At 75.3% G+C, this 8,982-nt stretch carries 9 protein-coding genes and 1 pseudogene; 4 read left to right on the forward strand and 6 right to left on the reverse strand.

What is annotated here, in order from left to right; all coding sequences use genetic code 11:
* A pseudogene (locus tag GTR02_RS16595) lies at positions 1–303 on the forward strand (hypothetical protein); the annotation flags it as partial.
* A gap of 10 nt (positions 304–313) precedes the next feature.
* Complete coding sequence (locus GTR02_RS16600; RefSeq protein WP_166608607.1) at positions 314–1,387, forward strand: galactose-1-epimerase; 1,074 nt, start codon at positions 314–316, stop codon at positions 1,385–1,387.
* A 66-nt stretch (positions 1,388–1,453) separates the two neighbouring features.
* Here the strand turns inward: GTR02_RS16600 and GTR02_RS16605 are convergent, their stop codons facing one another.
* The 3 genes from GTR02_RS16605 to GTR02_RS16615 form a co-directional block, all read right to left on the reverse strand.
* Positions 1,454–2,209, reverse strand: a complete 756-nt coding sequence (locus GTR02_RS16605) for a phosphocholine cytidylyltransferase family protein (protein ID WP_338073876.1) — start codon at positions 2,207–2,209, stop codon at positions 1,454–1,456.
* On the reverse strand, positions 2,206–3,297 hold the full coding sequence (locus GTR02_RS16610; RefSeq protein WP_166608608.1) for a CDP-glycerol glycerophosphotransferase family protein: 1,092 nt from the start codon (positions 3,295–3,297) through the stop codon (positions 2,206–2,208). Before GTR02_RS16610 ends, GTR02_RS16605 begins: the two co-directional genes overlap by 4 nt.
* 323 nt (positions 3,298–3,620) lie before the next feature.
* Positions 3,621–4,214 (reverse strand): DinB family protein, encoded by a 594-nt coding sequence (locus tag GTR02_RS16615; RefSeq protein WP_166608609.1) that lies wholly within the window; start codon positions 4,212–4,214, stop codon positions 3,621–3,623.
* Between the two features lie 103 nt (positions 4,215–4,317).
* Between GTR02_RS16615 and GTR02_RS16620 the strand changes: the two genes are divergently transcribed.
* Positions 4,318–5,319, forward strand: a complete 1,002-nt coding sequence (locus GTR02_RS16620; protein ID WP_166608610.1) for a helix-turn-helix transcriptional regulator — start codon at positions 4,318–4,320, stop codon at positions 5,317–5,319.
* 81 nt (positions 5,320–5,400) lie between these two features.
* On the forward strand, positions 5,401–5,964 hold the full coding sequence (locus tag GTR02_RS16625; RefSeq protein WP_166608611.1) for a GNAT family N-acetyltransferase: 564 nt from the start codon (positions 5,401–5,403) through the stop codon (positions 5,962–5,964).
* A gap of 40 nt (positions 5,965–6,004) precedes the next feature.
* Here GTR02_RS16625 and GTR02_RS16630 read toward each other — a convergent pair whose 3' ends face one another.
* From GTR02_RS16630 to GTR02_RS16640, 3 genes are all read right to left on the reverse strand, one after another.
* Complete coding sequence (locus GTR02_RS16630) at positions 6,005–6,754, reverse strand: HNH endonuclease signature motif containing protein (protein ID WP_166608612.1); 750 nt, start codon at positions 6,752–6,754, stop codon at positions 6,005–6,007.
* Positions 6,751–8,061 (reverse strand): UDP-glucose dehydrogenase family protein, encoded by a 1,311-nt coding sequence (locus GTR02_RS16635; protein ID WP_420814739.1) that lies wholly within the window; start codon positions 8,059–8,061, stop codon positions 6,751–6,753. The genes GTR02_RS16630 and GTR02_RS16635 overlap by 4 nt, the downstream gene beginning before the upstream one ends.
* A 199-nt stretch (positions 8,062–8,260) precedes the next feature.
* Entirely contained in the window at positions 8,261–8,800 is a 540-nt protein-coding gene (locus tag GTR02_RS16640) for a hypothetical protein (protein ID WP_166608614.1), read from the reverse strand.
* Positions 8,801–8,982 lie beyond the last annotated feature (182 nt).

The following is an 8,982-nucleotide window of genomic DNA, read 5'->3' on the forward strand; positions in this document are numbered from 1 at the left end:
CGCCCGCTGCCCGCCCCCTCGGCCGGCCCCGGACCCGCTGCGCCGCAGCGCCCGCGCACCGTGGACGTCGGCGCGGTCCTGAGCGGCCTGGTGCTGGTGGCCGTCGCGGCCGCCGTGACGGCGCGCGAGGTCACGGGGACCACGTGGGACTGGCGCTGGAGCGCCGCGGGCGTCCTGCTCGTGGCCGGGCTGTGCGTCGTCGTCGCCGCGCTCGTCACCGCGGTGCGGCAGCACGGGCGGGAGCCCGGGGCCGACGACGGGCCCACGGCCGGCCGGCCTGCCGACCCGGGGCCCCCGCGGTAGCGTCGCCGACGTGGAGACTGCGCACGCCGGCGTCCGCCGCGAACCCGGGTGGGGCCGCACGGCCGACGGGACGCCCGTGGGTCGCTGGGTCCTCGACGACGGGGCCCTGCAGGTCGCGCTGGTCGAGCACGGGGCCCGCGTGCAGTCCGCCCTGGTGCCCGGCCGCGACGGCGTCCGCGCCGACGTCGTGCTGGGTTTCGCCGACCTGGCGCCGTACGCGGGCAAGGGCCGGTCCTTCGGCGCCACGGTGGGGCGGTACGCGAACCGGCTGGCGCGCGGCCGGTTCCGCGTCGAGGGCGTCGAGCACGCCGTGCCGGTCACCGACCGCGGCAACGCGCTGCACGGCGGGCTGCGGCCGTTCTCGGAACTGCTCTGGTCGGCCCACCCCGTCCACGGCCGGCGCGGGGTGCGGTTCTCGCTGCTCAGCCCCGACGGGGACAACGGGTTCCCCGGCGCCCTGTCCGTCCACGTCTCCTACGTCCTGCACGACGGCGCGCTCACCGTCGAGACGGTCGCGACGACCGACGCCGCCACGGTCCTGAACCTCACCAACCACACGTACTGGAACCTCGCGGGCGAGGGCAGCGGCACGGTCGACGCCCACCTGCTTCAGGTGGACGCCCGGACGTTCCTGCCCGTGGACGACACCGGGCTGCCGACGGGGGAGTTTCGGGCGGTCGCGGGCACGCCGTTCGACTTCCGCGCGCCGGTCGGCGTCGGCGACCACGTCGAGGACGACGATCCGCAGCTGCTCGCGGCCGGGGGCTACGACCACTGCTTCGTGCTCGCGGACGTACCCGGGGGCGAACGCCGCCCGAGCCGGGCCGCGCGCGTCGTCGAGGAGGTGTCGGGCCGCACGCTGGAGGTGTGGACCGACCAGCCCGGCCTGCAGGTGTTCTCCGGCGGCGGTCTCGCGGGGACGCTGGTGGGGAAGTCGGGCGCGGCCTACGGCCCCCGCAGCGGGCTCGCGCTGGAGGCGCAGGCGCTGCCCGACGCCCCGAACCGCCCGGAGTTCCCGAGCACCCTCCTGCTGGAGGGTGAGGAGTTCCACTCGGTCACGGAGTTCCGGTTCGGCTGGGCCTGACCGGCCGGGTGCCGCGACGTGGTCGGGGCCGTCCCGCCGGTGGGTCCCCCCACCGGCGGGCACGCGTCACGCGTGGTGCCGCACCGTCCCGGGGACGGGCGCGGTCCCGCCGACGTGCAGCTGCCAGTCCTCGATGAGGTTGGCGCGCCGCAGGTCCTCCTCGAAGTCGATCTCCACGGCGGCGAACTCGGAGATGTCGATCGGGCGCACCCGCAGGCCGCGCTCGGCGATGCCCGTCTCGATCCCGCGCTCGAAGTAGTCCGTGTCGGCGCACGCCCGCAGCTGCTCGACGAGGACGGCCTTGTCGGCCGAGGAGACGTGGTTGATGCCCACGGCCTCGCCCAGCCCCCCGACGACGGTCTTGGACAGCTCCCGGACGTAGCCGTCGGCGTCCACCGTGTACTTGACCTCCTCCTCGCCGACCACCGCGGTGTCGACGCAGACGAAGCTCTCGTCGCGTTCGAGGTGGGGCAGGACCGCCTGCAGCAGACGGGGGTCGAAGACGACGTCCCCGTTCAGCCACAGGACGCCCCCGCGGTGCGAGGTGGTCAGCGCCCGCAGCAGGCTCTTGCTCGTGTTGGTCCGGTCGAACTCCTCGTTGTAGGCGAAGAGCAGGTCCGGCACGGCCTCCATCACGATGGTGGCCTTGAAGCCGACGACCGCCGTGATGGGGACGTCGCGGCCCAGGACGGCGCGCACGTTCTCCACCTGCTGCTGCATGATCGAGCGGCCGTCGCGCAGGGTGGTCAGCGGCTTGGGCAGGGGCCGGCCGAGGCGCGTGCCCATGCCGGCGGCGAGGATGGCGACCTGGACGTCGTTCACCGGGTCACCTCCGCGCCGTCGGCGAGCGAGCCGGTGATGAGCTCCAGGACCCGCTCGGTGGCCCGCCCGTCCTCGCGGTGGCAGAACGTGTCGCGGAAGGACCGGTACCGCTCCGCGTGCTCGGCCGTCACGGCGTCGAGGTCCGCGAGGGCGGCGATGACCTCCTCGGACGTCGACAGCACCGGGCCGGGGGCGATCCCGGGGAAGTCGAAGTAGAACCCCCGCAGGTCGTCGCGGTAGTGGGCCAGGTCGTAGGCGAAGTACACGATCGGCCTACCCGTCACGGCGAAGTCGAACTGCGTCGAGGAGTAGTCGGTGACCATGACGTCGGCCGCGAGGTACAGGTCGGCGATGTCCGGGTGGAACGACAGGTCGAGGACCCCGGGGACGTCCACGGTGTCGAGGGCGGCGGAGACCATGTAGTGCAGCCGCAGCATCAGGACGTGGTCCTGGCCCAGCTGCTCGACGAAGCGCTGCAGGTCCAGCTGGAGCGTGAAGTCGGGGCCGTCGCCGAACTTGTCGTCGTCGCGCCACGTCGGCGTGTAGAGCACGGCGGTGACGCCGTCGGGGATGCCCAGCTCGGCGCGGACCTTGGCGCGGCGCTCGTCGCGGTCGGGTGCGCTGAGGACGTCGTTGCGCGGGTAGCCCGTCTCCGAGACGGGGCCCGTGTAGCGGAAGGCCTGCCGCAGCGGGCCCGTGCTGGCCGCGTTCGGCGACAGCAGGTGGTCCCAGCGGGCGACGTCGCGGTCCAGGCGCGCGAGCCGGCCCTCGGGGGCGAAGAGCACGTCGTGGTGGATCGTCTTCAGCGGCGTGCCGTGCCACGTCTGCAGGTAGACCGCGTCCGGCGACTTCTCCCAGTCGAGGTCGAGGTGCGTGTTGGAGACCACGACGTCGGCCGACTCGAGGGCGGCGACGACGCCGGGCCCGTCGATGTCCACGGTGGTCGTCCCGCTCGGGAAGCCGTGCGCGTGCGCGGCGGTGGAGAGCCACACGTGCTCGATGTCGTCGCCACGGGCGACGAGCGCCTCGTGCACCGCCCGCGGGTTGTCCGAGTAGCGGCCTTCGAAGCTGTGGTATGTGATCTTCAATGCTCTCCTCGTGCTCGGCCGGGGGCCGGAGCCAGCGCTTCGACTCGGCACCTCGGGCGGAGCCCCATGATGGGACACCGGCGGGCCCCGCGCACACTCCTCGTGACGAGGCAGCGCAGGCGGAGCCGTTCTGACGAACAGTGGTCGCTGAGCGTCACAGCCGAGCTCCGGGGGAGCTGTCGGCGACCCCCCGTCGGGGGTCGTGGACCGCACTCGCGACCGGCGGCGCGACGTGGTGTCGCGTCCGGCCCGCTGGCCACGGTACAGCGCTCGAGGGGGGCTCCCGGCCGCGTCGCCGGGGGGCGCGACCGCACGCCGGGCGCTCAGCCCATCGTCCGGGCGCCGTCGATGCTCTCGCGCAGGACGTCGGCGTGCCCGGCGTGCTGGGACGTCTCGGCCAGCACGTGGAGCAGGACCCGACGGGCTGACCAGCGGGCGCCCGGCTCGAACCAGGGCGCGGGCGGCAGCGCCTGTGACGCGCCGAGGTCCGGCAGCGTCCGGACCAGCTCGTCGGTGCGGGCGGCGACGGCCGCGTACTCGGCGAGCAGGCCGTCGAGGGTCTCCCGCGGGGCCATCGTGAAGCCGTCCGCCCACTCGTCACCGCCCGCGCCCATGGCGGCCGGGCCGTCGACGAGGAAGCGCGCCCACAGGTCCTCGATGGCCGCGACGTGCTTGACGAGGCCGCCGAGGGAGAGCGCGCTCACCGTGGGGCGCAGGCGGGCCTGCTCGTCGCTGAGGTCGCGGACGGTGAACGTGAGGAACCACCGGTGCCGGGCCAGCGACTCCAGCAGGTCCGCCCGCTCGTCGGTGCTGCCGGTGGTGGTGGCCGAGGTGGTGGTGCCCGAGGTGGTGGTGCCCGAGGTGGTGGTGCCCGAGGTGGTGGTGCCCGAGGTGGTGGTGCCCGAGGTGGTGGTCATGTCCGTCTCCCGTTCCGCGCACCGGCGCACCCTGCGCCGGTGAGGACGACGCTAGGGAGCACAGGTGCCAGTTCCTGACCGCAATCCGCGGCAGACTCCTCACATGGCCGGGACGGGTGCGCGGACGCTGCAGCTGATGTCGCTGCTGCAGACGTCGCGCCACTGGGCCGGGCAGGACCTCGCCGACCGCCTCGGGGTGTCGCTGCGCACGCTGCGCCGCGACGTGGAGCGGTTGCGGGAGCTGGGGTACCCCGTCGAGGCGCGCCGCGGGGTCGACGGCGGGTACCAGCTGCAGCCCGGGGCGTCGCTGCCGCCGCTCGTGCTGGACGACGACGAGGCCGTGGCCCTCGCGCTGGGCCTGCAGGCGGCGGCGCAGTCCGGCGTCGAGGGCATGGCCGAGTCGTCGGTGCGCGCGCTCACGAAGGTCGTCCCCGTAATGCCCCGGCGGTTGCGCCGGCGCGTGGAGGCCCTGACCCTGGCGACCGCGCGGGCGCCGTGGGCCGGTGGGGGCCCGGCGGTGGACCCCGCCGTGCTGACGACGCTCGCGCAGGCCTGCCGCGACGGTGAGCGCTGCGTGCTGGCGTACACCACCCGTGACGAGCGGCAGGGGGAGCGGCGCGTCGAACCGCACCGCCTCGTGCCCCTCGGGCGGCGCTGGTACCTCGTGGCCCACGACCTGGACCGCGCCGACTGGCGCACCTTCCGGCTGGACCGGGTGGCCGCGGCACGCACGCTCGGGGAGCGGTTCGCCCCGCGGCGGCTGCCCGTCGAGGACGTCACCGAGTTCGTCCGCGCCGCCACGCGCTCCGCGCCGACGGCCGGTCTCGTGCGGGCCACCGTGGCGGCCGCCGCGCCCGGGGTGCACCGGGTCGTCGGGCGGTGGGCGACGGTGACCCCCGTGGACGCCGCGACCTGCCGCGTCGACGTCCCCGTCGACGGCCCCGAGTGGGCGCTGCTGGTCCTGGGCCTGACGGGGGCGGAGTTCACAGTCGAGTCACCCCCGGAGCTGCGCGAGGAGCTGCGGCGGTGGGGGGAGCGGTTCGCCCGTGCGGCGCAGCGCGACCCCGCGGCCGGAGCTGCGGAACCCGCTGCCCGCGAGAGCTGACCGCCGCGCGCCCCGCCGGGGGACCGGGACGGGGGCCGCTACGGTCGAGGGGTCCGTCAGGTCGTCGCCCGGGAGGTCCGCGTGTTCACGGTGGCGCTGGGCCCGGGACGCGACCTGCGTCCCCTGGAGGTGTTCCACGCGGAGGAGTTCGCGCGCCACCTCGACCGGTGCCGCGAGCACGTCCGGCCGTGGGTCGGCCCCGCGTTCGTCACCGACACCGTCGAGGGGGCGCGGGCCACCCTGCGCCGCTACGCCGACGCCGCGGCGGGCGACGGAGCGCGGTTGTTCGGCGTCTGGGACGCGGGCGTGCTCGTCGGCGGGGTGATGTTCGTGTCGTTCAGCGCGGCCACGGGGTCCTGCGAGCTGGGCTGCTGGCTGGAGCCGGCCGCCGAGGGGCGCGGCCTGGTCACCCCCGCGGCGGGGGTCCTGCTGGACTGGGCGTTCGACGACCGCGGCCTGCACCGCGCGGAGTGGCGCTGCCGGGCCGACAACGTCCGCAGCGCGGCCGTCGCCCGCCGCCTCGGCATGACCCTGGAGGGCACCCTGCGCGAGGCGTGGCCCTACCGCGGCACGCGCCACGACCAGCAGGTCTGGGCGGTGCTAGCCACCGACCGCGCGGCGGGCCCCGGCCGCCCGGCGACGTGAGCCGGACGGCCGCCGTCCCGCCGCGTTGGGCACGCCTCGCTCAGCCGCGCCGCTGCCACTGCAGGACGCCCTCGGCCGTCGGTCGGCAGACCAGCCGCACGCCCTTGTCGGCGGAGAGCGCGACCACGCCCTCGGTCGGGCACGGACGGCCCGCCGCGACCGCGTCGGGAGCGGGGGCCGCGGGCGGAGGCGGCGAGACGGCGACCGCGAGCGGCAGGGGCATGTACCGGTCGTAGGCGGCGCGCCAGTCCTGCGCGATGGCCGTGCGCGCCTCCTCCAGCGGAACGGTCCCCTGGCAGACCAGGCCGCGCAGGTGGCCCTCCAGGGTGTCCTTGGCGGCGAGCGCGAACTGCCCGTCCCGCGGCTGCGGCCACAGGTTCGCCACCCGGTTGTCGCCCCCCAGGGACACGGGCACGAGGTGGTCGACGGAGTAGGCGGAGCGGTCGCCGTCGACCCCGTACGCGGTCCGGACCTCGTCGCCGTCGGCGCTGCGCTCGCGCCGCACGCCCGCCGAGTACCGGGGGCCGCACAGGTCGGCCTGCGTCACGTCCGCGAAGACGGACCCGGGGGTCGTCGTCGCGTCCGGCAGCAGCGTCCCGTCCGCCGCCCGCCGGAACCGCTCCCGCGCGGCGGCCTGCTCGACGGGCGCGACGTCCGGCACGGGCAGGACGGTCACCGCGGGCCCGGGGGCGCGCTGCGCACCCGGCTGCGGCTGGGCCCCGAGGGAGCAGCCGGTGAGCAGCACGAGGAGCGCACCCGCTCCCGCCGCGACGGCAGCGGGGCGCCTCACGGCCGGCCCAGCGCGCGGTGCTCCCAGCCGGCCGCGCGCCACGCCGTGCGGTCCAGCGCGTGCCGGCCGTCGACCACGCGGCGGTGCGCGACGACCTCGCCCAGGACCTCCGGGTCGACCTCGCGGAACTGCCGCCACTCGGTGAGGAGCACGACCACGTCGGCGTCGCGGGCGGCCTCCAGCGCCGAGTCGGCGTAGGCGAGCTGCGGGTAGCTGCGGCGCGCGTTGACCATCGCCTCGGGGTCGTAGACCGTGACGAGCGCGCCGGCCTCCTGCAGGAGCACCGCCACGTCGAGCGCGGGCGCGTCGCGGATGTCGTCGCTGTCCGGCTTGAAGGCGGCCCCCCACGCGGCGACGCGGACCCCGCGCAGGTCGCCGCCGGCCACCTCGCGCACCAGGTCGACCGTCCGGGCGCGGCGGCGCTTGTTGATCGCGTCGATCTCGTGGAGGAACGCCACGGCCTGCCCGACGCCCAGCTCCTCGGCGCGGGCCTTGAACGCGCGGATGTCCTTCGGCAGGCAGCCGCCCCCGAAACCCAGTCCGGGCTTGAGGAAGCGGCCGCCGATCCGGGAGTCGTGGGCCAGCGCCTCGGCGAGCTTCGTGACGTCTGCGCCCGTGCGCTCGCACACCTCGGCCATCGCGTTGATGTAGGAGATCTTCGTGGCCAGGAACGAGTTCGCCGCCACCTTCACCAGCTCCGCCGTCGGGAGGTCGACGACGAGGACGGGCGTGCCGTGGTCGTCGACCACCGGGGCGAAGCAAGCGCGCAGCCGCTGCTCGGCCCACTCCGGGGAGACCCCGAACACCAGCCGGTCGGGGTTCATGGTGTCGTCGACGGCGAAGCCCTCGCGCAGGAACTCGGGGTTCCAGGCGAGCTCGACCGCGGTGCCGGCCGGGGCGGTCCGCTGCACCAGCTCCGTGAGCTCGGCGGCCGTCCCCACCGGCACGGTCGACTTGCCGACCACGAGGGCCCGCCGGCGCAGGTTGCGGGCCAGGGCGGTCGTCGCGGCGCGCACGTACGTCAGGTCGGCGGCGTCGCTGCCCGGCGCCTGCGGCGTGCCGACGCAGAGGAAGTGCACGTCGCCGAACTCACCGGCCTCCGCGAAGTCCGTCGTGAAGCGCAGGCGCCCGCTGTCCAGGGCCTTGCGCAGCAGCTCGGGCAGCCCGGGCTCGAAGAACGGGACCTCGCCGGCGGCCAGCCGGGCGACCTTGGCGGGGTCGACGTCGACGCCGAGGACCTCGAAGCCCAGGACGGCCATGCAGATCGCGTGCGTCGCGCCGAGGTAGCCGGTGCCGATGACGGTCATGCGCGGCCGTGCGCCGTCCTCGGTGACCGTGTCGCGGTGGAGCTCGAGGTCGAGGGCGTCGGCGGGGGTGGTGGTGAGGGACATGGCGAACCTCCGTGGGAGTGGGCGTCCGGGGTGCGTCCGGACGTGCGGGACCGCGTCCGGGACCCGGACGGTCGGTGGGGAGAGGTGGTGGTGCCGGTGGGACTGGGGGAGAGGGTCAGCTCTCGCAGGCGATGGTGCTGCTGACCGGTGCGCCGGAGCTGTCGCGGTTGCTGCACAGCACCCGGTTGTCGGTGACCTTCGGCTTGTGGATGTAGATGCCCTCGCCCGGGGCGGGCACGTCGAGGACGTTGTCCTCGAAGACGTTGTCCGTGCCCCAGCCCTCGAGGATGCGGTGGGTCTGGAACCCGTCCTTGGGGGTGTTGCGGCCGGTGTTGCCGCTGATCACCCACCCGTTGCCCTTGACGTCGACCCATGAGTCGGCGTCGGTCATGCCGGTGCCGTCGAAGACGTTGTCGATCAGCCGCCCGCCCGTGGTGCCTTCCTTGATGTCGACCGACTCGGCGGTCGTGCCCGAGATGTCGTTGCGGGCCAGGAGGTTGTCGTCGCTGCGGTCGGGGCCGCCGTCGCCGTAGGTCTCCCAGTTGCTCTGGGCGGAGCCGACGTAGATCCCCTCGCCGAACTTGCCCTTGCGCAACCCGGTGCGGGTGACGGTGTTCTCGAGGTGTGCGGAGGCGCCTGGGCACTGCGGCCGCACGACGTGGTGCTCGAACGCGCGTTCGACTACCGTCTCCCCATGTCCAGCGCCGCCCGGCCCGCCGCCCCCGACGCCGGGGTCGCCCTGAGGGTCCGGCCGGCCCGGCCGGAGGAGCTCGGCGTCCTCCAGGCGGTCGAGGTCGCGGCGGGTGAGCTGTTCCGCCCGCTGGGGATGCTGCGGGT

Origin of the sequence: Kineococcus siccus (assembly GCF_009906795.1) — a bacterium.
GTDB lineage: Bacteria > Actinomycetota > Actinomycetes > Actinomycetales > Kineococcaceae > Kineococcus > Kineococcus siccus.

What these genes read in the sequence shown, in the direction of transcription:
- GTR02_RS16615 (WP_166608609.1), bottom strand. Translation starts at nt 4,214, where the DNA reads ATGACCACCACCTCGGGCACCACCACCTCGGGCACCACCACCTCGGGC.
- GTR02_RS16620 (WP_166608610.1), top strand. Translation starts at nt 4,318, where the DNA reads ATGGCCGGGACGGGTGCGCGGACGCTGCAGCTGATGTCGCTGCTGCAG.
- GTR02_RS16635 (WP_420814739.1), bottom strand. Translation starts at nt 8,061, where the DNA reads ATGACCGTCATCGGCACCGGCTACCTCGGCGCGACGCACGCGATCTGC.